At 46.8% G+C, this 26,306-nt stretch carries 22 protein-coding genes; 11 read left to right on the forward strand and 11 right to left on the reverse strand.

All coding sequences use genetic code 11. The annotated features are described in order from the left end of the window. Positions 1 to 40: 40 nt before the first annotated feature. From LEP1GSC047_RS06980 to bfr, 5 genes are all read right to left on the reverse strand, one after another. Entirely contained in the window at positions 41 to 397 is a 357-nt protein-coding gene (locus LEP1GSC047_RS06980; protein WP_010411249.1) for a DCC1-like thiol-disulfide oxidoreductase family protein, read from the reverse strand. A gap of 10 nt (positions 398 to 407) precedes the next feature. Then, the gene (locus LEP1GSC047_RS06985; protein WP_010411246.1) at positions 408 to 1,592 is read right to left on the reverse strand and encodes a hypothetical protein; all 1,185 of its coding nucleotides are present in this window, start codon (positions 1,590 to 1,592) and stop codon (positions 408 to 410) included. Positions 1,593 to 1,609: 17 nt separating this feature from the next. Beyond that, positions 1,610 to 2,719 carry a THUMP domain-containing class I SAM-dependent RNA methyltransferase gene (locus tag LEP1GSC047_RS06990; protein WP_010411245.1) on the reverse strand — a complete coding sequence of 370 codons (1,110 nt, stop codon included), beginning with the start codon at positions 2,717 to 2,719 and terminating at the stop codon, positions 1,610 to 1,612. 23 nt (positions 2,720 to 2,742) lie between these two features. Then, positions 2,743 to 3,924, reverse strand: a complete 1,182-nt coding sequence (locus LEP1GSC047_RS06995; protein WP_010411242.1) for a hypothetical protein — start codon at positions 3,922 to 3,924, stop codon at positions 2,743 to 2,745. Positions 3,925 to 4,096: 172 nt separating this feature from the next. Next, positions 4,097 to 4,564: a bacterioferritin gene (bfr, locus tag LEP1GSC047_RS07000; RefSeq protein ID WP_010411238.1), complete on the reverse strand. Its 468-nt coding sequence runs from the start codon at positions 4,562 to 4,564 to the stop codon at positions 4,097 to 4,099. A 133-nt stretch (positions 4,565 to 4,697) separates the two neighbouring features. Here bfr and LEP1GSC047_RS07005 point away from each other — a divergent pair, with 133 nt between their 5' ends. The 4 genes from LEP1GSC047_RS07005 (at position 4,698) to LEP1GSC047_RS07020 (ending at position 9,073) form a co-directional block, all read left to right on the forward strand. Further along, a complete protein-coding gene (locus LEP1GSC047_RS07005) occupies positions 4,698 to 5,822 on the forward strand; it encodes a thiolase family protein (RefSeq protein ID WP_020988244.1) in 1,125 nt (374 codons plus the stop codon). Positions 5,823 to 5,895: 73 nt separating this feature from the next. Next, positions 5,896 to 6,918, forward strand: a complete 1,023-nt coding sequence (gene waaF, locus LEP1GSC047_RS07010) for a lipopolysaccharide heptosyltransferase II (RefSeq protein WP_010411234.1) — start codon at positions 5,896 to 5,898, stop codon at positions 6,916 to 6,918. Positions 6,919 to 6,921: 3 nt separating this feature from the next. Further along, positions 6,922 to 8,211 carry an aminopeptidase P N-terminal domain-containing protein gene (locus tag LEP1GSC047_RS07015; protein WP_010411231.1) on the forward strand — a complete coding sequence of 430 codons (1,290 nt, stop codon included), beginning with the start codon at positions 6,922 to 6,924 and terminating at the stop codon, positions 8,209 to 8,211. A gap of 427 nt (positions 8,212 to 8,638) precedes the next feature. Further along, the gene (locus tag LEP1GSC047_RS07020; RefSeq protein WP_238325529.1) at positions 8,639 to 9,073 is read left to right on the forward strand and encodes a hypothetical protein; all 435 of its coding nucleotides are present in this window, start codon (positions 8,639 to 8,641) and stop codon (positions 9,071 to 9,073) included. On the opposite strand, the gene LEP1GSC047_RS07025 is transcribed toward LEP1GSC047_RS07020, so the two are convergent. The 6 genes from LEP1GSC047_RS07025 to LEP1GSC047_RS07050 all read right to left on the reverse strand — a co-directional run bounded on the left by LEP1GSC047_RS07025 (position 9,070) and on the right by LEP1GSC047_RS07050 (position 19,229). Continuing rightward, a complete protein-coding gene (locus tag LEP1GSC047_RS07025; protein WP_039934392.1) occupies positions 9,070 to 10,248 on the reverse strand; it encodes a M20 metallopeptidase family protein in 1,179 nt (392 codons plus the stop codon). The two genes, LEP1GSC047_RS07020 and LEP1GSC047_RS07025, sit on opposite strands and share 4 nt — an antisense overlap. 295 nt (positions 10,249 to 10,543) lie before the next feature. Next, a complete protein-coding gene (locus LEP1GSC047_RS07030; RefSeq protein ID WP_039934394.1) occupies positions 10,544 to 12,118 on the reverse strand; it encodes an FAD-dependent thymidylate synthase in 1,575 nt (524 codons plus the stop codon). Between the two features lie 177 nt (positions 12,119 to 12,295). Then, a complete protein-coding gene (locus LEP1GSC047_RS07035; RefSeq protein WP_010411219.1) occupies positions 12,296 to 15,583 on the reverse strand; it encodes an efflux RND transporter permease subunit in 3,288 nt (1,095 codons plus the stop codon). Between the two features lie 97 nt (positions 15,584 to 15,680). Beyond that, positions 15,681 to 16,409, reverse strand: a complete 729-nt coding sequence (locus LEP1GSC047_RS07040) for a class I SAM-dependent methyltransferase (RefSeq protein WP_020988351.1) — start codon at positions 16,407 to 16,409, stop codon at positions 15,681 to 15,683. 79 nt (positions 16,410 to 16,488) lie between these two features. After that, complete coding sequence (locus LEP1GSC047_RS07045) at positions 16,489 to 17,793, reverse strand: adenylate/guanylate cyclase domain-containing protein (RefSeq protein ID WP_010411216.1); 1,305 nt, start codon at positions 17,791 to 17,793, stop codon at positions 16,489 to 16,491. Between the two features lie 38 nt (positions 17,794 to 17,831). Then, a complete protein-coding gene (locus LEP1GSC047_RS07050; protein WP_010411213.1) occupies positions 17,832 to 19,229 on the reverse strand; it encodes an MptA/MptB family glycosyltransferase in 1,398 nt (465 codons plus the stop codon). A gap of 87 nt (positions 19,230 to 19,316) precedes the next feature. On the opposite strand from LEP1GSC047_RS07050, the gene LEP1GSC047_RS07055 reads away from it, so the two are divergent. The 7 genes from LEP1GSC047_RS07055 to kdpC all read left to right on the forward strand — a co-directional run bounded on the left by LEP1GSC047_RS07055 (position 19,317) and on the right by kdpC (position 26,299). Then, positions 19,317 to 19,802 carry a DUF4395 domain-containing protein gene (locus tag LEP1GSC047_RS07055; RefSeq protein WP_010411210.1) on the forward strand — a complete coding sequence of 162 codons (486 nt, stop codon included), beginning with the start codon at positions 19,317 to 19,319 and terminating at the stop codon, positions 19,800 to 19,802. 171 nt (positions 19,803 to 19,973) lie between these two features. Beyond that, positions 19,974 to 20,315 (forward strand): arsenosugar biosynthesis-associated peroxidase-like protein, encoded by a 342-nt coding sequence (locus LEP1GSC047_RS07060; RefSeq protein ID WP_010411208.1) that lies wholly within the window; start codon positions 19,974 to 19,976, stop codon positions 20,313 to 20,315. A gap of 12 nt (positions 20,316 to 20,327) precedes the next feature. Continuing rightward, positions 20,328 to 21,380 (forward strand): arsenosugar biosynthesis radical SAM (seleno)protein ArsS, encoded by a 1,053-nt coding sequence (gene arsS, locus LEP1GSC047_RS07065; protein WP_010411204.1) that lies wholly within the window; start codon positions 20,328 to 20,330, stop codon positions 21,378 to 21,380. A gap of 450 nt (positions 21,381 to 21,830) precedes the next feature. Continuing rightward, positions 21,831 to 21,914, forward strand: a complete 84-nt coding sequence (kdpF, locus tag LEP1GSC047_RS22505; protein WP_020988458.1) for a K(+)-transporting ATPase subunit F — start codon at positions 21,831 to 21,833, stop codon at positions 21,912 to 21,914. 9 nt (positions 21,915 to 21,923) lie between these two features. Then, on the forward strand, positions 21,924 to 23,612 hold the full coding sequence (gene kdpA / locus LEP1GSC047_RS07075) for a potassium-transporting ATPase subunit KdpA (protein ID WP_010411198.1): 1,689 nt from the start codon (positions 21,924 to 21,926) through the stop codon (positions 23,610 to 23,612). A 3-nt stretch (positions 23,613 to 23,615) separates the two neighbouring features. Next, on the forward strand, positions 23,616 to 25,709 hold the full coding sequence (gene kdpB / locus LEP1GSC047_RS07080) for a potassium-transporting ATPase subunit KdpB (protein WP_010411195.1): 2,094 nt from the start codon (positions 23,616 to 23,618) through the stop codon (positions 25,707 to 25,709). Continuing rightward, the gene (gene kdpC / locus LEP1GSC047_RS07085) at positions 25,706 to 26,299 is read left to right on the forward strand and encodes a potassium-transporting ATPase subunit KdpC (RefSeq protein ID WP_010411191.1); all 594 of its coding nucleotides are present in this window, start codon (positions 25,706 to 25,708) and stop codon (positions 26,297 to 26,299) included. Before kdpB ends, kdpC begins: the two co-directional genes overlap by 4 nt. Positions 26,300 to 26,306: the final 7 nt, after the last annotated feature.

Here is a 26,306-nt window from a genome sequence, read left to right on the forward strand (position 1 = left end):
CGATTCAATCCTGTTTTAAGCCGGCCGATAGATCGGCGTGCTAGGGATTTATCCCTTTTTTCCTAAATGCCTTCAGTAGATTCATGACGAGAATTCCAAGGATCGGTACAAAGGGGAAATATAAGAACGGCGCAACCCAGCGCCATCCCGATAAAGAGTGGGAAAGTTTTCGAATCGCGAAAAATCCGGGGTATCGAACATTCCCGTCTACGAATTGCACATTTCCGGCCGCAGCATCGATCGTCAATGCCGGATGAATTTTTTTTAATTCATCTTTTTTTAATGTTCGGAACGATTGAAACTGAACGCTTTTGTCCAAGCATTTGCTTTTCAAGGATTCGGCTAAATCGGCGCAAAACCCGCATTCGCCGTCATACAGGAAGATTTTTTCGTTCATGCGATTTTAATTAAGGAAATGATTCCGATTTCTCCTTCGATTCGAGGTCGACCGGCAGATTGCGTAAGAAGGAACAGACTTCCGGAATTGCTTTATCCTCCAAGCCGATCCAAAAATAAATCCAAACTCCTTCTTTTTGCATCCCGTTGCATTCCTTTGTATACCACTTCGAGATCGTATTTTCCGATCTGGCTCTCCAGAAAATTTTGGGATACTTGGAAAGCATAGCGTCCCAGATATCCCTACCGACTCCTTCTCCTCTTGCGATTTCGTTTACCGCGAATTTAGATAGGAATGTTCCCCAAGGAGTATTCTGCAGGATCGCGCAACCTTTGTATGCGGATTCCAAAAGAATCCCCGCAAAATTCTTATTCCAAAATCCTTCCTTTAAACTCCGGCCAAAGGCCTCCTCCACGAGACCGTTCAGCCTTCGCGGATCCAGAGTAGAGAGTGTTTCGTGGAATTCGATCCGATTTTTTTTTCGGATTAAAGTTCCGCTTCCTTTAATGGTGAAAAGTTCTTTTAAAAGACTCGGCGCAGATGTTACCGCAATATGAAAATTGGTATCGTTTACGAACGAAAAAACCCGATTGGCTTCCGACAAAAGATGTCGATGCTCCTCCGCAATCTCGTCCTTCGAATCAAAATCCAAGATCGAGATTTTTTTCCCTCCGGGCGAATACAGTCCGTCATGGGTTTTCAATAGAATCAGCTTTTTCGTTTTTAGCTCTCTGCAGAGATTTGCTAAGTATGGAAACACGTCCGGTCCACCGAGATCCGTAACGAAAACCGGAATTTTTCTTTCCTTTAGGGAAGAGTGAACGGATTCGAGAGCATTGCTCGGGTTACGAAACCACTTAGCCGGAAGAGTATGAGAACCGGGCAAACTAGTTTCGAAAGTTCCGTCCTTAAATTCGTCTAACGTTGTCTTTGGAAGACTAGGGGATCGATAAAAGAGATTCGCATAGGAAACTCCGTCCTTCTCCAAAACGACTACCGGGAAGAGTTCCAACTTTTGAAGTAGCTTTAAATTGTATAAAAGCGCTTCCGCCGATTCCGTCAATGCTTCGGAATCGGCATGAATTACGGCAAACTTCTCCGGTTCCAAAGAACGGAAAAGTTTCAGGAACTGAAAGCTATCCTTGGAGTTTTCGGTAACTTCCAGAAGTTTAAGGAGGATTTCCTGGTGGTTCATCTCTCCTGGGATTCTCCTTAGTCGATGCGATAGGCAACCAATTTTCCCTTTAACTTAGCGATCGTAACCGATTGTTCTCTCGAAGCTTTGAGTTTCAGATTGCCTAGTAGGGAAGGATCCCCGGCGACGAGGGCTACGTCGGTTTCCTTAAATTTTTCCTTCAGTGTCGTTCCCCATTCCGCGTATAGCTCGGCGACGGTTTCTTTATCACCGATCCTTACGCCATAAGGAGGATTCGTTATGATCTTTCCGTTTTTGAACGGGAAATCTTCCGGAGGGGATTGTGCGGGGAATACGTCCCAACGGATTAAGTCGGAGACACCGGCTTCCTTGGCGTTTTCCTTAGCGAGTTCGATCGCATCGTCGGACACATCTGATCCGAATAAAATCGGACCGGCTTCTTTCGAAGGTCGTTCGCTCGGTTTAAAGGAGCCGAATAGTCGGGAAAAAATGGAAGATCGAGAGAGGCTTCGGTAATTCACCCAACCTCCGTTACGAACTCTCAGAGCCGCTTCGATTAATAACGTTCCTGATCCGCAAAACGGATCGTATAACGGTTCATCGACTTTCCAACCCGAAAAGCGGAGAAGAGCTTGCGCCAAAGTCTCCCTGATCGGAGCCTCTCCTCCTTGTCTTTCGTGGCCCCTTCGTTGAAGAGGTTGCGCGTGAAGTGCTAAAAACAATTTCGCCTGATCCATTCTGGAACGTAGATAAAACAGGACTTCAGGTTCGTCGCGATCCGCCTCGGGTAAGTCCAAGCCTTTTGCTCTAAACCGGTCAAAAATAGCGTCCTTTAATCGATAGGTGGCATAACGTGAATCGGGTAGGGTATCCTTCGTGCTGGCGTCGATTCTGAAGCGAGTTCCCGGTGAAAGTAATTTCTCGAACGGATACATCGCGGCGACTTCGTAAAGATCGTCCGGTTCCTGAATATCTCCCCACGAGGAAAGTTCGAAGCTGATACCGGACGCGATTCCGGAACTTAAGCAAAAATCCCTTACTTTCTTGGCCGGTCCTTTGAAGAAAACACCTCCGCGATTTTCCGATAAAACTTCCAAGCCGGCTTCCTCGACTTCTTCTTTTAAAAGGAACGAAAGTCCGTCTCCGCAAGATGCGTGAAATGTCAAGCTCTCCGGTCTATCAAATTCGCTTAACGATAATTTGCTGGAGTTCCAACCGGAACGAACGTCTTCGTAATGTTCGTTCTCTTCGGAGGGAAAAGCCCGCTCGTTTCCGTAAGAATCCGAATCATTTTGAGGACGAGATCCGAATGGTTTCCGTCCCCCTTGACGAGGGGAACGATCGCCGCCTTCACGAGAGCGATACGGTTTACGTTCGCCACTTTCGCGAGATCCGAATGGTTTTCGATCTCCACTTTCTGAAGAACGAAATGGCTTACGATCTCCGCCTTCTGAAGAACGGAACGGTTTTCGGTCGCCGCCTTCCCGAGAGCCGAATGGTTTTCGATCTCCGCCTTCGCGAGAGCGATACGGCTTGCGATCTCCACTTTCTGAAGAACGAAATGGCTTGCGATCGCCACCTTCCCGAGATCCGAATGGTTTTCGATTTCCGTCTTCTCGGTTTCCGCTTCCTTCGCGAGAGCGATAGGGTTTACGGTCACCACCCTCTGAAGAACGGAACGGTTTACGATCGCCGCCTTCCCGAGATCCGAATGGTTTACGATCTCCGCCTTCTCGGTTTCCGCTTCCTTCGCGGGAGCGATAGGGTTTACGGTCACCACCCTCTGAAGAACGGAATGGTTTACGGTCGCCGCCTTCCCGAGATCCGAATGGTTTTCGATTTCCGTCTTCTCGGTTTCCGCTTCCTTCGCGGGAGCGATAGGGTTTGCGATCTCCACTTTCTGAAGAACGAAATGGCTTGCGATCTCCGCCTTCTGAAGAACGGAATGGTTTACGTTCGCCGCCTTCCCGAGATCCGAATGGTTTACGATCTCCGCCTTCTCGGTTTCCGCTTCCTTCGCGGGAGCGAAATGGCTTGCGATCTCCGCCTTCTGAAGAACGGAACGGTTTACGATCTCCGCCTTCTGAAGAACGGAATGGTTTACGGTCGCCGCCTTCTCGGTTTCCGTTACCTTCGCGGGAGCGATAGGGTTTGCGGTCGCCACCTTCTGAAGAGCGGTATGGTTTACGATCTTCTCCATCTCTGGAACGCGGGGGCCTTCTTTCTCCCCTTGGCGAGGAAGAATTTCCGTCCGAAGAGCGAAATGGCTTTCTATCCCGATTCTGGGATCCACCGGCACTAGAACGATACGGTTTACGTTCTCCATCCGAGCTTCCGCTTTCTTTGGCTCGGTAGGGTTTTCTTTCCGCATCAGGTTTACTTTCCCTGGAACGGAAGGGTTTGGATTCACCGTCTTTATCTGGACGGGGTTTACTGCCGGAGCGGAACGGCTTGCTTTTGGAAGGATCTGAGGATCCTGCGCCCCTGCCTGTCTGACGTGAGGAGGGGCCTTTTTTATTCGCGGATTTTTTTGGAAACAATGTTTAGGAGAGTTGTTGGGCTAAGTAATTCTGAACCCCGATGGTTTTGATGATTTCGAGCTGGGCCTCGAGCCAGTCGATATGCTCCTCCTCGGATACGAGGATCTTCTCGAGCAATTCGCGAGTACCGTTGTCTTTATTGCGGGTGGAAATTTCTATGCCCCGGTTCAGACGCTCTACGGCTGAATATTCTACGTCTAGGTCGTTCTTAAGGATGTTTTCCGTGTCTTTACCCACATTGATTTTCAAATATCTTTGTAGATCCGGAACACCGTCCAAATAGAGAATACGCTCGATGACCTGATCGGCGTGGTGCATTTCTTCGATGGATTCCTTTTTCATGTAATCAGCTAGCTTGTCGTAGCCCCAATTCTTATTCATTTTTGCGTGAATGAAATACTGGTTGATCGCGGTGAGTTCGGCGGAGAGTACTTCCGCTAGGATTTCGAGGACTTCTTGGTTTCCTTTCACGTTGTCTCGCCTCCAATTTATCACTATAAACGATCCGGCGCTATTTTGGAAAGCCCTATTCCGAATCAGGACTGAAAGGGACTCGCTTGTTTTTGACTTTGCGCGGGATTCGGGTTCGAATCCTGTGTAGGATATGCCTCAGGCCTATCTTCTGGATGCCCAGCTGAGTAAGTTCGGTAAGACGGACTCCGATTACCAATCGCTTTCCTATGAGACTGCGAATCACTTACTAAAGCGGAACCCGGAATTTCGACCGGAATTTTTAATCTTTTCCGCAATGGCCCCGGAGAAGTACACGGGAGAAATTTTTTTACCGGCAAAAATCAAAGAAGATCTGGGACTTCCGAGTCTTTACGCGATCAGGACCGAGACTGCCTCTTCTAGCGGAGCCTCGGCCATTCATTTAGGTCGGTACTTGATTCTTTCCGGCCGATTCCGTAGAGGGATCATTATCGCCACGGAGGTGATGAGTCGATTGCCTCGGGAAGAAAATAATCTTTTACTCGGCTCCGTTTTATCGGAAACCCAAAGAAAATTCGCGATGTCCATGGCTCAAGGAGGCGCGATGACCACGACTCGCTACCTCCATGAATACGGATATTCCAGGAAGGACCTCTTTTTACTTTCAAAGAAACTGCATGATAACGGCCTTGAAAATCCGATCGCACATATTAAAAAAAAATTAACCGAGGAGGAATATTTTGCGTCTCCGATTTTTTCCAGTCCTCTTTGCCTATACGATATTTCCCCGTTGTCGGACGGATCTTGCGCAATACTATTGGAATCCGATTCGAATCGGATTGGGGCGGACAAATCGAAAATCTCCGTTCTAGGAACCGGGCATGGTCTCGGGCATGTAAACGGAACTCCGGGAGGCTTGAGCTTTCCGTCTTCCGTCGAGGCGTTCGGGCAGGCCTACAAGGAGGCGGGCATAACCCCGTCCGATGTCCGAGTAGCGGAACTTCATGACGCATTCACGCCGTTCGAATTGATCGGAGCCGAGGATGCAGGTTTATTTCCCAGAGGAAAGGCATTGAAGTTTGTGGAGAAAGGAATTAGCGACAAGAGAGGAAAGCTTCCGATCAATCCTTCCGGTGGATTAAAGACGAGAGGCCACCCGGTAGGAGTTTCCGGCCTGGCACAAATCGCCGAATTATTTTCTTTTATGAAAGAATCGGGACATCCGATAGGATTGGCGCTTTCCATAGGCGGATTGGGAATAAATAATTTCGCGACAATCCTGAAGTTGGAGAATTAACTTTTGCGAAAATCGGATAGAAGGATCTGTTTCCCGGTTTTTCGCGAAGAAGCTTACCGTTAAGAAGGAAGAAATGGCGGAGAATATTCTTTTAATACAAACGGCTTTCTTGGGCGATCTGATTCTGACCACTCCTTTGTTTCGGGAAGTAAAGAGGAAGTATCCGGGATCGAAGTTAACGGTAATCGTAAACAAAGGAACGGAATCCGTGTTGGAAGCGAATCCTTGGATCGACGAGATCATTCCCTTGGACAAAAAAGTCATAAAATCTTCTATGTTCGGTTTTTGGAATTTCACTTCGGAAATTAGAAAACGTAAATTTACCCTCTGCATCGCTCCTCATTTTTCCTTTCGATCTTCCCTGATTGCCTGGAGATCGGGAGCTCCTCGCAGAATCGGCTATAAGACCGCAGGCTTTTCCCTCTTATTAACGGAAAGAAAATCGCGTCCTATTAAAGGTCCTCACGAAGTGGATAAACTTCTTTCCCTACTTTATTCCGAGGAGGAACGTAAATCCGTCTCTCGCAGACCGGAACTCTTTTGGAAGGAAGAATCCGTAAAGGGAATTCAAGAAATTCTAAAAAAGAAAAATTTGAAAAAGGGGAAATACCTACTGATAGCTCCGTCTTCCGTTTGGGAAACCAAGCGCATGCCTGCGGAAAAATTTCGCGAAGTGGGGAGATTGCTGAAGGAAAAGACCGGATTCCCGATCGTTCTTACCGGAGGAAAAGGTGATATTCCTCTCTGCGAAGAAGTGGGAAACGGATTCGCGATCAATCTGGCGGGGCAAACGACTCTGCAGGAAATGTCTTATTTAATGAGCGGCGCTGCCTTACTCGTGACGAACGATTCTTCCCCGATTCATTTCGCGTCCGCATTCGATGTGCCTACTGTAGCCGTATTCGGTGCGACCGTTCCCGAGTTCGGATATACTCCTTTGGCTACGAAAACGTTCATTTCGGAAATTCAAGGTTTACCTTGTCGGCCTTGCGGTATCCACGGAGGTAGGGTTTGTCCGGAAGGTCATTTTCGTTGCATGCTCGAACAGGATCCGCATCGAATCGTTCAGGAAACTCTTCGTCTAATAGGAAGGTAAATTATGGATCATAACATTTTCAAAAAGAGAATCCGGACCGTTCAAAATACTTTAAAGGATGGGGACATACTGCTCTTATTCGCAGCTACCTTACGGATTCGAAATCGGGATGTGGAGTATAAATTTCGCCAAGACTCGGACTATTATTATCTTACGGGAATCGAGGAAGAGGACGGCATTCTGGTGTTGCGCCGAGATTATTCCGCGCACTTTGCTCTTCCGAAGGATAAAGAGAGGGAAATCTGGACGGGAATCCGGCTGGGTAAGAAAGAAATCGGCCTAAGACTGGAGCTGGACGAAAGTTACGATTTAGGGGATTGGGATTCTAAAATCGGAGAGATCTTGACCAATCAATATACTCTATATCATTTTTTTGGAAAGGAGAAGGAAAGAGATTCGAGGCTACTCGATTTGGTGAGTTCGCTTAACCAAAGATTACGGGAAGGAAAATTCGGTCCCCAGAGATTGGAGATTCCTAACTTTCTGCATGAGATGAGAATGATTAAATCCGCCGAAGAAATCGATAAATTGAAGGAATCATCGAGGATCACCGCCTTCGGTCACCAAAGATTGATGCGTGAAACTAGGCCCGGAATGTACGAATTCGAGCTGGAAGCGATTTTGGAATCCGAATATCTGAAACACGGGGCCTGGGGAGGCGGATACGGCCATATCGTTGCTGCCGGTAAAAATGCCACGATCTTACATTATACTACGAACCGGGCAAGGATCGGCGAGAACGAGGCCATTCTGGTGGATAGCGGCGCGGAGAAAGATTATTACACTGCGGACGTTACTCGGGTCTTTCCTTCGGGAAAGAAATTCACGGCGGAACAGAAAGCGGTCTATGAGCTTGTGCTGTATGCTCAGAAAGAAGCGATTTCAAACACTATGGAAGGAGTCGAGTTTAACGCAGTTCACGAGTCTACGATTCTGACGCTTACTTCCGGATTGAAAGACATGGGATTTTTGAAAGGGGATGTTTCCGGTCTGATCGAGAAGGGAGAATTTAGAAGATTCTACATGCATAGAACCGGGCACTATCTCGGCATGGACGTGCACGACGTAGGCCGGTATTTTGAAAATGGAACGAGTAAACCCATGCGAACCGGTTTAGTCGTTACCGTAGAACCGGGATTGTACTTCGATCCTTCGGATGAAACTATCCCCGAGGCATTTCGAGGTATCGGTGTCCGAATCGAAGACGACGTTTTGGTAAACGGTAAGAGTCCGGTCGTGCTGACCGAAATGATTCCGAAAGAAATCGACGAAATCGAATCCTTACGAACGTAACCCAGCTCCTAAGAACGATTCGACCGTATAGGCGTTAGATGGGGGTAAAGGATTGAAGAAAAGGTTCGCTCGGTAAATTCTACTGTCCAGGTTCATGACCCTGTTGGAGCTCCTACAGAGGAGAGTTTCCTGGCTTATATGATCCTGTTGGAACGCCTAAAGAATTCATTGCATCAAACATCAAACATCTAACGCCTAATACCTAACAACTCGGAGCCTCATATTTAAAGATTCATAATTGTTAAAATGGGAATAAAATCTTTATTATTATGTCATTTTATTTTACGCGTTATCCGCCTATCTCGCGTTAATGCATAGTTTTAATAATTATATATTACGTTTATTAAAAATTCGATTGAGGTTTTTCCCTATTATTCGCAAATGCCTTAGTTATCGAGGATATGAATAGAATATGGAAGAACGTTTTATGAATTTTTTAATCTCGTCGGGCGGGTTTATTAGGATCAATCTGCGTATCCCAATTGATTTAGAATCTATCTGGAAAGGAGGTATCAAGAAATACGACGGGCCGGCCGGATATCTAACGTATCTACTCTCTTCCTATAAATTGAGGAGGTTTCAAGGCTCATTACCCAGATTGAAATTTCGTAAAATCGGATCCGTTGATCCTAGAAAACGAATCAAGGTTCGATTTAAGGATTATTGGGAAGCGGCGCGGTTTGCGACTCAGTACAACGTGTCATTGAGTAGTTTTATTTCCGCTTTACTCGAAATAGATACGGATGCGATTTCGAAATCGCCGGCAAACGTCTCCGGTTCTTCCTTGGAACTCCAAGCAAAAACCGGAGTAATTATACCGTTTCCCCGGCGGAAAGGCGGATCGGTTGCGAAAGCTGCCTAGTTTTCCTCTAGATAAAGGCGAACGGCTTCCTTCAAGACGGAGAGTCCGATCGGTAGAGCGGATTCATCGAAATCGAATTTGGAACTATGATGGGGATGGATGAATCCTTTGCTTGGGTTCATGGAGCCGACGAAGAAATAGCAACCAGGCACTCGCATTAAAAATGCGGAGAAATCTTCCCCTCCCATGGTTTTGGCGCCCTCTTCGGTTATATTACCCTGACCTACGACGGTATCGGCCGCCCGTCTTACGATAGACGTAACGTACGGGTGATTGATTGTGGGGGCGTTCGTTCGATCGTATCGTATGGCGACTGTCGCGCCGAAAGAGCCGACGATATTTTCCACGATTCGTCGGAACAAATCGGGCGCTTTATCGAACATTTCTTTCGTGAAAGTGCGGACCGTTCCTTTTAGCTCCGCCGTTTCCGGGATTACGTTGAATGCATTGCCGGAGTGAAAAGCGCCTACGGTTACGACGCAGGAATCGAGAGGATCCGTATTTCTAGATACGATACTTTGTAGGGCGGTCACGATATGCGATCCGACAAGAATCGGGTCAACCGTATGCTGGGGCATTGCTCCGTGGCCGCTGATTCCGGTAATGGTCACGGTGAATTCGTCTACGGCGGCCATCATCGGACCGTCGACCACTCCAATCTTGCCTACAGGAATATGATTCCAAACGTGTAGAGCGATAGCCGCGGAAACATCGTATTTTTCAAGGATTCCTTCTTCGATCATTCGATCAGCGCCTTGCCCGCCTTCTTCGGCAGGTTGGAATACCAGTAAAACCCTACCTTTCGGCACGATAGCGGCCAAATCCTCTTTCAGATCGGAAGCGAGTCCCATCAATACGGAAGTATGGGCATCGTGACCGCAAGCGTGCATTACCCCTTTGTGGACGGATGCGTAATCGACCTTATTTTCCTCAAAAATCGGTAGAGCATCCATATCGGCTCGGACGATGAGGGTTTTGCCGGGTTTGCCCGAATCTATTAAGCAGGCAATTCCGGTGGTTGCAATTCCATCTTGGAAGGAATACCCGAGAGAAGTAAGATGCTTAGCTACGTACGCAGACGTACCTTTTTCGTCGTATTTCAGTTCGGGATGTTTATGGAGGAAACGGCGATAAGTTACGAGTTCTTCGGTTCGTAAAGAGGATACGGATTTCATAGAAGCACCTATCCTCCAAGGAACGGGAGACATGGCGAGAAAGTCTTCCTTTTTTTCTTCCGAACAGAGGACATTCAGAGGACGGAAGGCAGAAGACTGAGGACAGAACATTGATAAACGAAATTCCCCCGTTCTACAGGAAGATTCTTGTGTTATATTAGATCGGTCCTCTACCTCAGCTGGCTTCCCAACGTCTAGCAGCTTCTGTCTAGCTTGAGCGAAGCGAGCGCGTCTGTCTTCTGACCTCTGTCTTCTGAAAGCGAACGCATCTGTCCTCAGTCCTCTGTCCTCCGTATCACAGAGTTCTATCGTACTCGCTTAATTCCTTTTTCCAAACCTGAGTGCCGCAATAATGGTCGCCTTCCGGGCAATACGGTTTCACGTCGCCTTGAAGTCTGATCCAGCAGGGGGCTTTAATCCATTTTACGATTTGGGGATGAACTTGCCCGATGTCGGTGAGCTCATTGATGGATGCCTGGAAAATCTCTTCTTGGGCATTATAGCAGGTTCGGGCTCTCCATTTATGATGCAAATTTAAAAGGTCCCCGCTCTCGTAAAAACGGACCGGGAATGCGTTCGGAAATAGGTAGGTCGCATATTCCGGTCTTCCGCCGACCTCCAAAAAGCGATTTAGATTTTTGAAAATACCGTCCATCCTGGTTCGATACGTTTCTTCCAGCTGAGAATACTTTAAGACGACTTTAGGAAGAATATAATCCGGCATTCCCGCATACTGCGACATCAAAACCGGGCGAGAACCCGGAACCATCCTATGTCTTTGGTCTTGGCTGTCCGCAGTATGAGAAATTCTTTTTTTGAAAGTATAATGAACGTTAAACATCGCTCTAGAAAGCGAACTCATCGTCGTTTCGTTCAGAGTGGAAGTTAGATGTCGATTTTTACTCGGATCCAATACCAAACGAATCGCCTCTTCGTCGTTAAGCGCTGTTCTTGCGACTCCGAGAGCCGATCGAACGGAGGAAGCCAGAATTTCCGGACCATTCGATGCGTGCGATACCAAGCGCGAATAACGTGTATCCAGATCTACGTCGAATTCCCTCACGAAATTTTGCGCTTCGGCGGGTCTATATTCCTGAGCGCCGTCTCGGTAGAATTCCGTAAAAAAACGATATTCCGAAGTTTCTTCCAGAGGGATCGGGTCATCCATTTCCTCGACGTAGAGCGGATCCGCTTCCCGCACCTTTTCTATCATCGCTTCCACGACGAATTTTTGTTCCTCAGGAACGTTAAACGAATTCATTAAACGGTAATATCGGTGGAGTGTGAGCCCGTTTACAGAATGATAAAGATAAGTAAACGTCCCGAGAGGCAATAGATATCTAGCTACCTCTAAACATTTTTTCTTTATTGCGGCCTGCCATTTTTCGGGATAGCCGGCCCTGGCTTTGTAAACTAGGAAATATTCGTCCTGAATGAACGGATGTAGAAGTTCGACAAATTCAAAATATGCATCAGACGCGTATTCGATCGCTTCGGTATAGAGTTCTAAATGTTTCCCTTCTAGATTAGGAGGAATATAATAATTTTCCCGTTTTACTTCGACGTATCGCTGGCTGACTTGTTCGGAGTTATAGTACGGATGGGAATGTAGGAAAGACCATACGAATTGACGCGAGACTTTATCTAGAGTGAAAATAAAATGCGGATGTTGACGAGTTGTGAGGTGCCCCGCCTTCTTCGTGGACTTTGCCACCTTATCCCGGATTTCCAAGGATTTTTCGGAGCTTACCATGTCTTCCGGAAGCAGAATCCCTTTGGAGGAATAGCAGGTCCTTGCCGATGCGATCGCCAGGTTAAACGGTTCTTTGGTGGAATCTAAAAGTTGAATAATCGGTTTTTGACTTTGCATAGCATTCGATAGGGAGGATTTCCCGGAAACGCTAGGATGGAAAATCATTCATTTGGGGAAAGGATTTTCCGACATAATCTTCTTCTTATGTCGCTTTAACGTCTGAAAACCGGAGGAATCGGAAACTCGATCTTTAGTGATTCGAACTACTTGCTGTCAATTTTGCAGATTTATTGCTTAATTATTCTTCGTTTTAGAAGATTTCTTTGTCTTTTTGGGTGGCTGTTCTTCCTCATCGGAGTTATCTATTTCGGAATGATTTTCCCAAGAGTGGGGTTCGATCGGAATCGAAACGTGGTTTTTATGATGAGTCTTTTGAAACTCCGCTTCCAATCTTTTTTTATCCAGGGCCTTCCGTTCTTCCCGGTGTTGATAAACGTTTAACAAATATTCCATTACGATCGGAAGCAACACGCGAGAAAGTACGGTAGCGACGATGATTCCGAAAATTACTACGGTCGCTAAAGGCCTTTGGACTTCGGCTCCGGCCATAGTCGACATGGCCATCGGGAGAAAACCGACGGCAGCGATTATTTCCGTAGTCATTACGGGTCTGAGAGAGTTGACCCCGGCGGTGATTACGGCGACTCCAATCCGTAATCCCTTAGCCAATTCTTCGCGTAACGTCGAGGCATAAACGACTCCATTCAATACTGCGATACCGCTCACAGCTATAAAACCGACACCCGCAGGAATACTAAAGGGGAGTCCTCGTACCACCAGGCCGATAATTCCCCCGGAAATCGCCAAAGGCACTACGATAAAGACACCTAACGCATAGTAGACGTTGCCGAAGGCTGCCATGAGCATGAAAAAAATAATTGCGAGCGCTATCGGAACGACGAATAAAAGTCGATTTTTGGCTCGAGTAAAATTTTCAAATTGTCCTCCCCAATCCGTTCTATAGCCGTCCGGTAAAGTCTGCTCGAGTTCCGCCGTAGCTTTTTGGGCTTCGTTTACGAAACCTACTAGATCCCTTCCGCGAACGTTAGCTTCTACCATGATCCGACGTTTCAACGCTTCTCTATAAATGGCTGCAGGTCCTTCTTCGAATTGTATGGTCGCTACTTGTCCGAGCGGGATCGTTATTCCTCCGGAAGTCATGACGGGGATATTTTCCACCTCGCTTAAATCGGATACGTCGAGTTGGAGACGGACGACTAGGTCAAAGCGTTTAAAGCCTTCAAAAACCTTTCCGGCCGTTCGCCCTATTCTCAAGGCTTCCACGGTCGTCAGGATTTCCTCCGCTTCGACCCCATACCTCGCCATTTTTTGCCGATCCGCCTTGATTTCGATTAACGGAAGTCCTAAAACCCGTTGAACTCGGAGATCCGCCGCACCCGGAACTTTTTTAATTTTCTCGGCGAATTTGGCCGCAGTATCTTTTAGCACCTGCAAATCGTCGCCGTAGATTTTAACGACGACGTCCGCTTTGGATCCGGACAACAAGGCATTTACCCTATTTTCGATCGGCTGGGAAAGTGCGATCGTAGTGGACGGAACGGAGTCTAGGATCGCGTCTTTCATTTTATCCATCAACTCTTCGCGAGAAGAAGCGTCGGTCCATTCCTTAACGGGACGAAGTTTTACCATCGCTTCCCCTTCTTCCGTTCCGACAGGTTCGGCGGCGGATTCTCCTCTTCCCATTCTCGAGACTACGCTTACTACTTCCGGAAACTTTCCGATCACTTTCTCCAGTTCCGTGTTCGTTTCCCTGGAGTAGTTCAACGATGTGGAAGGAAGTCGTTTAATATCGATTGCGAATTCACCTTCGTCGATTCTGGGTAAGAATTCCGAGCCGAGGGTCGAACCTAAAAGTAAGGAAAGGGCGAATATTCCCACGCCTGCACGAAGAAATAAACTTTTGTTTTTCATTCCGAAATCCAAAAGTTCGAGATATTTGCCGGTGATTTTATCCCAGTATTTGCTGTGATGAAACACCGGTTCCCGAAAGATAATGCTGGCCGCGGCCGGAAACGTGGTTAGGGTGAATACGAGAGCCACCGCTAAGGAAATCGCGACGGTCATCGCCATCGGTTGAAACATTCTTCCCTCCACACCTTCCAAAGTCATCAGAGGGAGATATACGAGCAGGATGATGGCCACCGAAAACGTGGCGGCTCTCGCTACTCTTACGCAGGCTTCGGTTATAATTTGCTCGGCGGCAAGATCCTGATCTTCCTGAGTGTTTTGTAATTCGTAAAACGCTTTTCGGAAAATGAATCCGTGGAGTATAGATTCGAGCATGACGATGGCACCGTCCACGAGAAGGCCGAAATCCAAGGCTCCCAAGGACATCAAGTTTCCTACAATTCCGAACATTCTCATAAAGATAGTAGCCACTAGCATCGGAATCGGTATGGCTAGGCTGACTAGTAACGCGCCTTTAACGGTTCCCATTGCTAGAATCAATATGAAAATAACTAAGATTCCTGCTTCGGCTAGGTTTGTGAAAATCGTTCCGAGGGTTCTGCCGATAAATTCGGATCGATCATAAAAGGTTATGATTTGCATCCCGGCAGGAAGTCTGGTTTTTAATTGCTCGATTCTTTCCTTGACTCTCTTTACGACCTCCAGAGAGTTTTGCCCCATGAGCATCATTGCCGTCGCTCCGACAACCTCTCCTTTACCGTCCTTTGTAATCAACCCGAAGCGCAGGGCTCGTCCGGTTTCCACCTCCGCGATTTGACCTAGTAAGAGTGGAACTCCATCTCTCTCGGTTTTTACCGCGACATTACGAATCTCCTCCACGGTTTTAAACTGGCTTTCCCCTCTGATAACGATCTGCTCCGCTCCTTTGGATATATACCCGCCTCCGGTATTCTGATTAGCGGATTCCAATTTCTCGCAAAGCTGAGAGAGCGTGATATTATGGACTGCGAGTCTATGAGGATCGATTTTGATTTGGTACTGCTTCGCATTCCCCCCGATGATATTTACGTCGATAATCCCTTCGACGGATTTAATTTCCCGCGCGAGTTCCCAATCCATATAGGTTCTGAGTTCTTCGGGAGTATGACGATCGCTTGTTAAAACGAACTCGTAAATGTCTCCTAGTCCCGTCGCGATCGGAGAGAGTTCGGGAGATCCGTATCCTTTCGGGATAACGCTTTCCACTGCCCGAAGTCGTTCATTAATGAGTTGTCTCGCTAGATAAATATCCGTTCCATCTTTAAAGATTGCGGTAACGCTGCTGACTCCTGTGCGAGAAATGGAACGGATTTCCGTTACGTTCGGGACTCCTGTCAGTTCCATTTCAATCGGATACGTGATGAACTGCTCTACTTCTATGGGCGATAAGCCCGGAGATTGAGTTACCACCGAAACTTGCACGTTGGTGATATCCGGAATAGCGTCTATCGAGAGTTGGTACGCATTAAATAAGCCGATTGCCGTGACAATTCCGGTTAAAACTAGAATTAGAATTCGGTTCTTGATGGAAAATCGTATTAATTTTTCGATCATAATCGGTTCCGGGAAAGAATACGAACAGCTTCAAATTTTGAGAATCACTGTCGATAGGTTTTTCGTAAAAAGAACTCGGGAGCGGATGAACGGTTCATTAGTTTTTGAGTAAGAGAAGAATCTTCATCCCTTTTTCCTCGGATTGTTTTTGGAGAGAAAATCCCGACCGAATCAACATTCGCAATAAATGATCCAGGGGTAGGATCAATTTATAATAAGAACTATGACTGAAATCCCATCGCTGTCCGTCCCACCGATGAAAAAGATCGGTCACCAGCACTTTCTTTTCCTCGAATGAAAGCACGCAGGAAAAAATTCGGTCTTTTTCGGCACGAACGGGGAAACCCGTCTTTTCCCCCGGTTTTCCGTTACTAAGATCCCTATAACCTAGGATAATCCGCGCGCCCGATTTTAAAAAATAAGACCAAAGAGAAATAACCGTTTGCATCTGCTCCAAGGATTCGAGATGAGTCAGAGTGTCTCCCATGCAAAGTAGGAGTTCCGGACTCTCGCCGATATACAGGCTTGGACTCGTAAAGTCGACAAGTTTCGTTTTTACGGAGAATCCTTGATTTCTCTGTTCCAACTGTAAAAGTAGATCCGAACTAAAATCGATCGCAAGTACGCTGAATCCGAGTTTGGAAAGAGGGAAGGATTGAATCCCGTTTCCGGCGCCTAGATCCCACGCTAGTCCGTTGTTTTTGGGGGATATCCCCCAATTGCGAAGGCGTTCCTCTTCTTCCCCTTCTTTTTGTTCGAGATCTCCCAGCATCCAGGAGTATTTTTCCGCTAAAAACGTATCGTAATGTATTTTAGGAGTTTGCATGGGGAACTCTAGATTTAGCGCTTGTTAGCCGACTTGCGATCATTCTTAAAAACGGAAGAGCGGACTTTTTCGATACGAATCACGTTAGACGATAAATCAGCACCTCTTTGTCCCGTCCCTTTACTTTTACGGGCGGTAAACTTTCCGCCTGCATATAATGTTTTATTTGCTCGTACACCGAATCCGTTACGAGAAGTTCGGTTCCATAATCTTTGTTCAGTTGTTCGACCCGGGAGGCGAGATTCACCGTATCTCCGATTATCGTGTATTCTTTGCGTTGGGAAGAGCCGACGTTTCCGGTCATCGCTTCTCCGGAATGCAAACCGATTCCGATTTTTGTTTCCGGAATTCTTTGCGCTTGATTCAACTCGGCTACCTTTTCGATAATTTCCAAGGCGGCTTTAACCGCGTTTTGAACATCTTTGCCCGGGTCGGATAAGGGAGCTCCAAAAACGGCCATGAACCCGTCTCCCAAAAACTTATTAATGATTCCATTATTCTTGTTCACGATATCGATCATATCCTCGAAAAGGGTATTTAAATAAGTAATCACTTCCGTGGGACTTTTTTTCTCGGAAAATTTCGTAAAGTTTCTGATATCCAAAAACATTACGCAGACTTCGCGACTTTCGGAGATCCCCTCCGCTTTTTGGCTCATCAGTCGATCTACGACCGACGGCGAAACATATTGTCCGAACATTCCTACGATCTGATTTCTTTCTTCCAATAGTTTATAAGAATTCCGTAATGTATTTCGTAGTCTGATACCGACCAGGCCAGCTATAATTCCGGATACGATGAAGATTACGGAGCGCATTATGATCGGAATTTTAGAATAGAAGAAAGCGTAATCGAAATCGTTTTCAAACGGTGCAGTCGGATTGTAAGTCCAGCCTATAACGAGAAATTCTATGCCTGCGACGAGCCCGGTAAACAACGATAATCCGAATTCCATTCGGAGGACCGAGAGAAGGATAAACGTGAAAAACAGATTGGAAAGAGGAGAATTCAGGACTATGATCGGCGATTCGGAACCGTTCACTAATATGAGTAGGATCGCCGCCGGAAGAGAAGTTTCAACGAATGCGTTTCCGAAGCGGGGAAAGAGCGGGAGGAGTTTACCGCGCTTTGCCCAGTAATTCAACAGCTTTAATATTACGAACTCGTAAATATTTCCGAAAAAAAGAATCCCGATCACGACCTCGAACGGGAAGGACAGGCCGATACTCTCGTTGAATTTTTCCCGAACGAAAATCGCAAGGAATATCCAGATCGTCATCGTCGTAAGAAAAACCAGTAATAAGATTTTACTTCTGATTCTTTCACTCTGGAGGATTTCCGATTCTAGAGTATCCGAGAAGGTATCGAAAATTTTGGGTGCCATCGATCATATTTCCTTTTAGCTGCGGAACGAATTTGTATTTATATCTTATCCTTTTTAAGGTCAATGAGTTTCCTTTTTTCCCAAAAGAATACGATCAGGACCGGAGCATATTCTAAAATCATAAAAATAGGGTCGTCGGCATACGGAGTTCGTCTATAGGTCGAATAGGACAGAATCCAAACTGCGGAGGCGACCTGGGGCCAAATTTGCTTCGTGAAGACGGTACCGGCTAGCAAAGGAAGAATGTACCATGGATGAATGGTACTGGAAAACAGATAGTAAATTCCGAGTAGGGAAACCCAAGTCTTTGCGACAAATTCCACGTCGGGAATCTGTCTCGATTGCAGAAAGGAATATGCGAGGAGTACAGCCGATCCGAGAGCGGCAAGATGCAGACCGGCGGAATACGGATACCAGGAATAACTTAAGATATATTTCCAAAGATAATATAAGCCTCCATGATATTCGAAGAGCTTAAAATATACTCCGATTCCGTTCTTCCATTGTTTTTCGATCGTTTCCGCAAGATTTATCGAATGCATTCCCCAGGCGTATATAAGTAAAACAGGAATCACTAAGATTACTACGGAAATGATTCGTCCTGAATATTGCCTCCTACCTTTCCAGATTCGGAGGAGAATGAACGGTAACGAAAGTAAGGGAATCACTTTGACAAGTACCGCCGCGATGTACGCTAGCCCGGCTTCGATCCTTCTATTTCGTTTCCAGGCTAATATGGCAAGAAGCAGGAAGAATATCAGTATAGGCTCCGGATGACCGCTGCCAGCGCCTTCCAATACGACCAAAGGGTGAAGCCAGTATTTTAGAAAATTCGTATTTTCCCCCTCCGTTCGAAAGGTAAGAAAAAGGCGGAGCGCTCCTAGCTCGAAGCAAAACAGTATCCCTTTCCAGACAACGATTCCGACCCATATCGATTGGAACTCCTTCATGCTCCAGGCGGAAGCGGAAAAGAATATCTGAAGTATCGGAGGGTATACCGAATAAAATCGGTGTGAATTCATCCGTTCCAGAAGCTCCGTCGCAATCGTCGATTCGGCGGACGAGAAGGACGAAACTTTCAATTCCTGCGGTAGGCTTGCGTAAGGAGATAGAAAATGGATATCTAAAAATCCATCCCATAGAAAACGATATACGTCCTCCGATAGGACAGGGGGAAGAAATACCAAAAATAATCTGAGTAAAATTCCTGCAGCAATCCCGAGGGATTCCCCGATTGCCGCAATTCTCGAATATACAAGAAAAATATAATATGCTAAAATGCTAAGAGCAAAAAATAGGATTAGATGCCAAAAATCGCTTCTGGAATAATAAAGAGTGAAATAGGATAGGGGAAGCGCCCAAGCGGCTAGGAGGAAAGAGAGGAGCCAATGCTGCCTTCCCGGCTTAAAAGATCGCAAATTTGTTAAATTAGTCATTTTGTTCAATATAGCGAATTTTTTCTTGAACGGGAAAAGCCAAAGCTAAAATCTTGAAAAAAGGCAGCTTGCGGGAGGATTCGTACCATGATTCAAATCGGAAATTTTCCGGATACAGTCAACGAGGTAACTGCTAGGACGGTTGCCTGCCTAGTCGTTATTCTTGCCGTGGCAACCATTTGGACTCAGTCCGTTTGGTTGGCGGCGGCTTTAACGTACGGATTTTTGGCTCGCGTTTTATACGGACCGAGATTTTCACTCTTCGCTAGATTGGCGATTCACGTTTTCGTACCTCTTATGGGTTTTGCGGCCAAGAACGTCCCCGGTCCTCCGAAACGCTTTGCCCAATTTGTGGGCGCTTTCTTTAGCGGGACGGCTTTAACATTTTTGCTTTTCGGGCAAATCCAGGCCTTCCAGATTGTACTCGGAATTCTCGTCCTTTTTGCAAGTTTGGAGAGTTTCGTCGGATTCTGTACAGGCTGCTTCGTTTTCGGCTATTTGATGAAGTGGGGAGTGATTCCACAAGAAGTTTGTGAAAAATGCAACAATCTTACGTTTGTTTCGAAAAATTAACCGAAGAGAATACTTTTCGAAGCAAGAAATTTTTCTTTTCGAAACCGAAGGATTCCCTTTAAAAGCAGTCCAACTTTCAGCGGTGTTCTTTTTTTCGTATCCGTTCCTTCGGTTAAGCTCTATTATTAAATACTTTATCTTTCCTGGAAAACCAAGAACAAGGAGCCGAAAATGGCACAAGAGAATACCTACTATAAACCCGAAGACTTAAAGAAATTCGGAAACATAGGAGAGTTTGAACCGGATCTGGCTAAGAAGTTCTTCGATTATTACGGAGCCGTGTTCGCCGACGGAGCGTTAAGCGCTAGGGAAAAATCTCTGATCGCTCTTGCGGTCGCGCATGTCGTTCAATGTCCGTATTGTATCGACGCGTATACTACCGATACGCTTGAAAAAGGGGTTACGGAAGAACAAATTTGGGAAGCGATTCATGTCGGTGCGGCGATTCGGGGCGGAGCGACTTTGGTTCATAGCGTTCAAGCATTAAATAAAGTGAAAGAACTTAGCATCTGATTTTTATTTTTTATGAAATCCTTACTAGCAAGGGGAAGCGATCTTGCTTCCTCGCAGGAACAACTTAAAATTCTTTCGGAAATATCGGAACGACGATCGTTTCCCTTATTTCGGCAAAAACTTTCCGAAAGCGGCTTATTTCCCTTAAAGCCGATCGGAACCGACATCCTACAAATTAACGTCGGAAAACTCTGCAATCAAACTTGTAAGCATTGTCATGTCGACGCGGGACCGGATCGTAAAGAAGTCATGTCCAAAGAGACTATGCAGGAATGCTTGGATGTACTCGTGTCGTCCGATATTTCCGTTTTGGATATCACCGGAGGAGCTCCCGAGATGAATCCGAATTTTCGGTGGTTGGTAGAGGAGGCCGGCAAGCTGGGAAAAAGAACCTTGGTTCGATGCAACCTAACCATTCTGCTTGCGGGGGAGAAGTATAAGGATCTTCCGGAATTTTTTGCAAAGCATTCGGTGGAGGTCGTTTCGAGTCTTCCCTATTTTCAAAAACGAAGGACGGATGCGCAGAGAGGGGAAGGGGTCTTCGACAAATCCATAGCGGCCCTGCGACGATTGAATGCGGTCGGATATGGACGACCGAATTCCGGCTTGGTTTTGAATTTGGTGTACAATCCGGCAGGTGCATTTTTACCGGGAGGTCAATCCACTCTCGAGGGAGACTTTAAGAAAGAATTGAGAACCCAGTTCGGAATCGAATTCAATTCTTTATTTACGATCACCAATATGCCGATCAGTCGGTATTTGGAGTATTTATTGGAAAGCGGGAATCTCGAGGGCTATCTGGAAAAACTGATCACTTCGTATAATCCGGCTGCCGCCTCCGGAGTGATGTGCAGAAATACTTTGAGCGTAGGCTGGGACGGAAGTCTTTACGATTGCGATTTTAATCAAATGTTGGATCTGAAAGTGGAGGGTCCCGTTCAAAAGATTTCCGACTTTAACCAAGAAACTTTAATCGATCGTCGCATTCGACTTGATCAACATTGTTTCGGTTGTACTGCTGGCAGCGGTTCCTCCTGCGGCGGTTCTATAGCAGAAGACAGATGACAGAGGACTGAGGACAGAACATTGGTGAGCGGAATTTCCATATTCTAGAGAAGGATTCTTATGTTATGGGGGATCTTTCCTCTACCCCAGCTGCTTTCCCAACTTCGAGCCGCTTATGTCTTTCAGAGGACGGAAGACAGAAGACTGAGGACAGAACATTGGTGAGCGGAATTTCCATGTTCTACAGAAAGATTCCTGTGTTACAGCGGATCTTCCCTCTACTTCTTTAACTTTTCCGAGATCGGGCAGCTTCTGTCTAGCGCGAGCAAGGCGAGCGCATCTGTCCTCTGTCTTCAGTCCTCTGTACACCCCAAATCTTAACGAGAAATTAACGCTTTCTTCCATCTTTTACACTTTACTCCTCATTGACGAGACGATAAAAAACAGCTACGTTTTTGGCACACGCATTCATCCGTGAATATTCGGATGACGCGTGATTAGGAGGCTTCCTTGTCCTATCCGTTTTTAATTGTAGTCGTATTCGGTTTAGTCGTCTATCTGACATACGCAATCGTTAGGCCAGAAAGGTTTTAGGTAAGTATTATGAATGGAAATGATTCGGTTTTTTACTTTCTTTACTTTGCGGTCCTTTTTTTGGTTTCACCGTGGTTAGGTTTATTCATCGCCAAAGTACTGGATGGAGAATTTCCTAAATTCCTGAAACCGGTCGTAGCTTTCGAGAATCTCATCTATAAAGTGACCGGCGTTGATCCGAACAAATCGGCTTCTCCCAAAGTTTATGCTTTGGAAATATTGGGTCTTAGTCTCCTCGCTCTTGGCGTGGTCACATTAGGATTAAGATTTCAGGAATTCCTTCCCTGGAACCCCGAGGGAAAAGCCGGCTTGAATTGGGATCTCGCTTGGAATACGAGCGTAAGTTTTGTTACGAATACGAACTGGCAGGCTTATTCCGGCGAAGCGAGCCTTTCTTACGGAAGCCAAATGCTTTTATTAGGAGTCCAGAACTTCGTGAGTGCAGCGGTCGGAATCGCCATCCTTGCCGCGATGGCCAGAGGTATCTTAGGAGCTTCTCCGGCCGGTATCGGTAATTTCTTCGTCGATCTGACAAGATCCACGCTGTATATTCTTCTTCCTCTTTCGATTCTGTTCGCGATCGCATTCGTTGCACAAGGTGTTGTGATGGATTTCTCAGCCTACGTAGGATCGACTTCGTTAGAAGGAGTCGATTCCCGAATCCCTCTCGGACCGGCGGCTTCTCAAATCGCGATCAAGCAATTGGGAACGAACGGAGGGGGTTTTTTCGGAGTGAATTCAGCGCATCCGTTCGAGAATCCCACGCCGTTTTCCAATTGGCTGGAATCTTTATTGATCCTTTTAATTCCGGCCTCTCTTCCGTTCGCTTTCGGAAAATGGGCCAAATCTTGGAAAGCCGGCGTCTCTCTTTTTATAGCGATGCTTTTGCTGTTTGCAGGAAGTATGATTCTCTCCTTCTGGTCGGAAATCTTTCATTCATCCCAAGGCTTTTGGCCTAATTGGGAAGGAAAAGAAATCCGTTTCGGGATTGCCCAAAGCGTACTTTGGGAAATGGCGACGACTGCGGCCTCCAACGGTTCGGTTAACTCGATGCATGATAGCTTCTCTCCGTTAAGCGGAGGCGCCGCCGTTTGGAACATTCTATTAGGAGAAATCGTCTTCGGAGGCGTCGGAGTCGGGCTTGCCGGGATGTTATTCTACGTGATTCTGACCGTCTTCCTTGCCGGACTAATGGTAGGTAGAACTCCGGAATATTTCGGAAAGAAAATAGAATCGCGAGAGGTAAAATATGCCCTCTTCGGAGCCTTGGCACCGGGAGTCTGCATCTTGTTATTTACGGCACTCGCTTCCTCGTACGAGTTCGGGCTTTCTTCCAGAGCAAACCAAGGACCGCATGGCTTAACGGAAATATTATATGCTTTCGCTTCAGCCTCGGGTAATAACGGCTCCGCATTCGCGGGATTGAATGCGAATACGCAATTCTATAATTTCGCGCTATCCTTTTGCATGCTTCTCGGAAGATTCGCCGTGATTTGGCCCGCAATCGGACTAGCGGGTGCCTTAATGAGCAAGAAAAAAGCGCCGGCAGGAGAAGGTACCTTCTCGACCGACGGTGCGTTATTCGTGCTTTTACTCGTATCCGTAATCGGTTTAGTGGGAGCCTTAACGTTCCTACCGGTGTTAGTTCTCGGTCCTGGAGTGGAATTTCTGCTGCAAGGAACGGGGAGGACTTTTTAATCTATGACTACTAAAAAGAATACTTCTTTTTTCGGTGATTCGGCCCTGCTTTTCAGGGCTATCGGTGATTCGTTTATCAAATTGGATCCAAGAACCCAATGGAAAAATCCGGTTATGTTCATGGTTTATCTTGGAGCGATCCTGACCACGAGCGAACTTTTCATTTCCTCCATTGAAAGAGGTTTTGCGATTCAAATTTCCGTTTGGCTTTGGGCCACCGTTCTATTCGCAAACTTTGCGGAAGCGTTGGCCGAAGGTAGAGGGAAAGCGAGAGCCGAATCTTTACGTAAAACTAGACGGGAAACGCAGGCTAGACGGCTTGTTGGAAACGTCGAGTCTCGTGTCCCCGCCTCGACCCTTAGGACCGGCGATCGAGTTATCTGCGAGGCCGGTGAAACCATTCCGGGTGACGGAGAAGTCGTGGAAGGAATCGCATCGGTCGACGAGTCCGCGATCACCGGAGAATCCGCCCCAGTAATACGGGAATCCGGAGGAGATCGATCCGCAGTTACCGCAGGAACAAAGGTACTTAGCGACAGGATCATCATCGAAATTACGACTGATCCTGGAAAGACGTTCATCGATAAGATGATAGCACTTGTGGAGGGTGCCGCTCGTCAAAAGACTCCGAACGAAATCGCGCTTTCGATTCTGCTCGCCGCTCTCTCTCTCGTATTCCTGTTAGCCGTGGCGACCATCGTTCCTATCGTTCAATACAGCGTAAGGGAAGGAGGCGGAGAGGCAGGGTTGTCCAACTCCTTACCTGCGTTAGTCGGCTTTCTCGTCTGCTTAATTCCGACTACGATCGGCGGACTTTTATCCGCGATCGGAATCAGCGGAATGGATCGCCTGATTCGAAGAAACGTTATCGCGAAATCGGGCAGAGCTATAGAAGCAGCCGGTGATATCGACGTCCTTCTTTTGGATAAGACCGGAACGATAACCTTCGGAAACAGAATGGCGACTCGATTTCTGCCGGCTCCCGGCGTAGGCGAGGAACGTTTAGCCAATGCGGCGCAGCTGGCTTCTCTCTCGGACGAAACGCCAGAAGGAAGATCTATCGTCGTCTTAGCCAAGGAGAGGTTCGCAATTCGAGGAAGAAACCTCGCCGAACTGGGAGGGGATTTTGTTCCTTTTACCGCCAAAACGAAGATGAGCGGTGTCGACTTTAAGAATACCACGGATGGAAAGGGGCGTCCCAATATCAGAAAAGGATCCGCCGATGCGATTCGTAATTATGTGATCGGTCTCGGAGGTGAATTCCCCGATGAAATCGTCCGCATCGTGGAGGATATCGCTAAAGAGGGTGCGACTCCTTTGGTCGTGTCGGAAGGACGCGAAATTCTAGGTGTAGTTCATTTAAAGGACGTTGTTAAAGGTGGAATCCGAGAACGCTTCGCCCGACTGAGAACCATGGGAATCAGAACGGTCATGATCACGGGCGACAATCCTTTAACCGCCGCCGCAATCGCCGCGGAGGCGGGAGTGGACGATTTTATCGCGGAAGCGACTCCCGAAAGTAAATTGAAACGAATTCGCGAGGAGCAGGCTTCCGGAAAACTGGTCGCCATGATCGGAGACGGAACGAACGACGCTCCGGCGCTGGCTCAGGCGGACGTCGGCGTTGCGATGAACACTGGAACTCAAACCGCGAGAGAAGCCGGAAACATGATCGACCTGGACAGTAATCCGACGAAACTGATCGAGATCGTCGAAATCGGAAAGCAACTCCTGATGACCCGAGGATCTCTCACCACTTTCAGCGTTGCAAACGACGTATCCAAATACTTCGTAATCCTGCCCGCTATTTTTGCGAGTCTATATCCGGTTGCGGGAAAAGGAGGACTTGGCGTTTTGAACTTCTTAGGTTTGGGAAGTCCGATGTCCGCCGTTTTGAGCGCGGTGATCTTCAACGCACTCATACTCGTGTTTTTGGTTCCGCTCGCTTTGCGAGGAGTGGAATATCGCCCGTTAGGTGCCGATACGGTTCTTGCTCGAAACGTTTTCATTTACGGTTTCGGCGGAATTATTCTTCCTTTCTTTGGAATTAAACTCATCGACGTAGTGTTGAATTATGTTCAAGGTTGGTTTGTATGAGAAGAATCTTCTCTCAGTTTATATTTTGGACGATCCTTTGCGGATTGATTTATCCTTTCTTAATTTACGGAATCGGAAAGCTTTCTTTCTCGAAAGAAAGTCAAGGATCGCTGATCATGAGAAAAGGAAAAATAGTCGGCTCGGAATTACTTTCTCAAAAATTCGAATCCCCGAAATTTTTCCAGGCGAGACCCTCTGCAGGAGGCTATAACCCTGAATCCGGATCCGCCAGTAACCTAGGTTTTACGAGCGAAACGCTTCGTAAACAAGTGGAAGAACGGAAAAACTATTGGCTGTCGAGGGGAGGCGACGCCAAAGTTCCTTCCGAGTTGGTTTTTGCTTCGGGTAGCGGCTTAGATCCGCATTTAAGTCCGGCAGCGGTCGAATACCAACTCCCTCTTGTCGTAAAAGCGAGAGGATTCAACGAAGAGCAAACCCAGCATGTGAAGCTGTTGATTAAAAACTCGACGGAATATCCGCAATGGGGAATTTTCGGTGAAGAAAAAATCAACGTCTTGAAACTGAATTTGTCTTTGGAGAATTATGTCGAAGGTTCCGCATTATCGAAAACGGAATCTTCGGTGAATTGATCTTACT

Origin of the sequence: Leptospira inadai serovar Lyme str. 10 (genome assembly GCF_000243675.2) — a bacterium.
GTDB classification, from domain to species: Bacteria; Spirochaetota; Leptospiria; order Leptospirales; family Leptospiraceae; genus Leptospira_B; species Leptospira_B inadai.

What these genes read in the sequence shown, in the direction of transcription:
- LEP1GSC047_RS06980 (WP_010411249.1), bottom strand. Translation starts at nt 397, where the DNA reads ATGAACGAAAAAATCTTCCTGTATGACGGCGAATGCGGGTTTTGCGCC.
- LEP1GSC047_RS06985 (WP_010411246.1), bottom strand. Translation starts at nt 1,592, where the DNA reads ATGAACCACCAGGAAATCCTCCTTAAACTTCTGGAAGTTACCGAAAAC.
- LEP1GSC047_RS06995 (WP_010411242.1), bottom strand. Translation starts at nt 3,924, where the DNA reads ATGCGGAAAGAAAACCCTACCGAGCCAAAGAAAGCGGAAGCTCGGATG.
- LEP1GSC047_RS07005 (WP_020988244.1), top strand. Translation starts at nt 4,698, where the DNA reads ATGCCTCAGGCCTATCTTCTGGATGCCCAGCTGAGTAAGTTCGGTAAG.
- waaF (WP_010411234.1), top strand. Translation starts at nt 5,896, where the DNA reads ATGGCGGAGAATATTCTTTTAATACAAACGGCTTTCTTGGGCGATCTG.
- LEP1GSC047_RS07015 (WP_010411231.1), top strand. Translation starts at nt 6,922, where the DNA reads ATGGATCATAACATTTTCAAAAAGAGAATCCGGACCGTTCAAAATACT.
- LEP1GSC047_RS07020 (WP_238325529.1), top strand. Translation starts at nt 8,639, where the DNA reads ATGAATTTTTTAATCTCGTCGGGCGGGTTTATTAGGATCAATCTGCGT.
- LEP1GSC047_RS07025 (WP_039934392.1), bottom strand. Translation starts at nt 10,248, where the DNA reads ATGAAATCCGTATCCTCTTTACGAACCGAAGAACTCGTAACTTATCGC.
- LEP1GSC047_RS07030 (WP_039934394.1), bottom strand. Translation starts at nt 12,118, where the DNA reads ATGCAAAGTCAAAAACCGATTATTCAACTTTTAGATTCCACCAAAGAA.
- LEP1GSC047_RS07035 (WP_010411219.1), bottom strand. Translation starts at nt 15,583, where the DNA reads ATGATCGAAAAATTAATACGATTTTCCATCAAGAACCGAATTCTAATT.
- LEP1GSC047_RS07040 (WP_020988351.1), bottom strand. Translation starts at nt 16,409, where the DNA reads ATGCAAACTCCTAAAATACATTACGATACGTTTTTAGCGGAAAAATAC.
- LEP1GSC047_RS07045 (WP_010411216.1), bottom strand. Translation starts at nt 17,793, where the DNA reads ATGGCACCCAAAATTTTCGATACCTTCTCGGATACTCTAGAATCGGAA.
- LEP1GSC047_RS07050 (WP_010411213.1), bottom strand. Translation starts at nt 19,229, where the DNA reads ATGACTAATTTAACAAATTTGCGATCTTTTAAGCCGGGAAGGCAGCAT.
- LEP1GSC047_RS07055 (WP_010411210.1), top strand. Translation starts at nt 19,317, where the DNA reads ATGATTCAAATCGGAAATTTTCCGGATACAGTCAACGAGGTAACTGCT.
- LEP1GSC047_RS07060 (WP_010411208.1), top strand. Translation starts at nt 19,974, where the DNA reads ATGGCACAAGAGAATACCTACTATAAACCCGAAGACTTAAAGAAATTC.
- arsS (WP_010411204.1), top strand. Translation starts at nt 20,328, where the DNA reads ATGAAATCCTTACTAGCAAGGGGAAGCGATCTTGCTTCCTCGCAGGAA.
- kdpA (WP_010411198.1), top strand. Translation starts at nt 21,924, where the DNA reads ATGAATGGAAATGATTCGGTTTTTTACTTTCTTTACTTTGCGGTCCTT.
- kdpB (WP_010411195.1), top strand. Translation starts at nt 23,616, where the DNA reads ATGACTACTAAAAAGAATACTTCTTTTTTCGGTGATTCGGCCCTGCTT.
- kdpC (WP_010411191.1), top strand. Translation starts at nt 25,706, where the DNA reads ATGAGAAGAATCTTCTCTCAGTTTATATTTTGGACGATCCTTTGCGGA.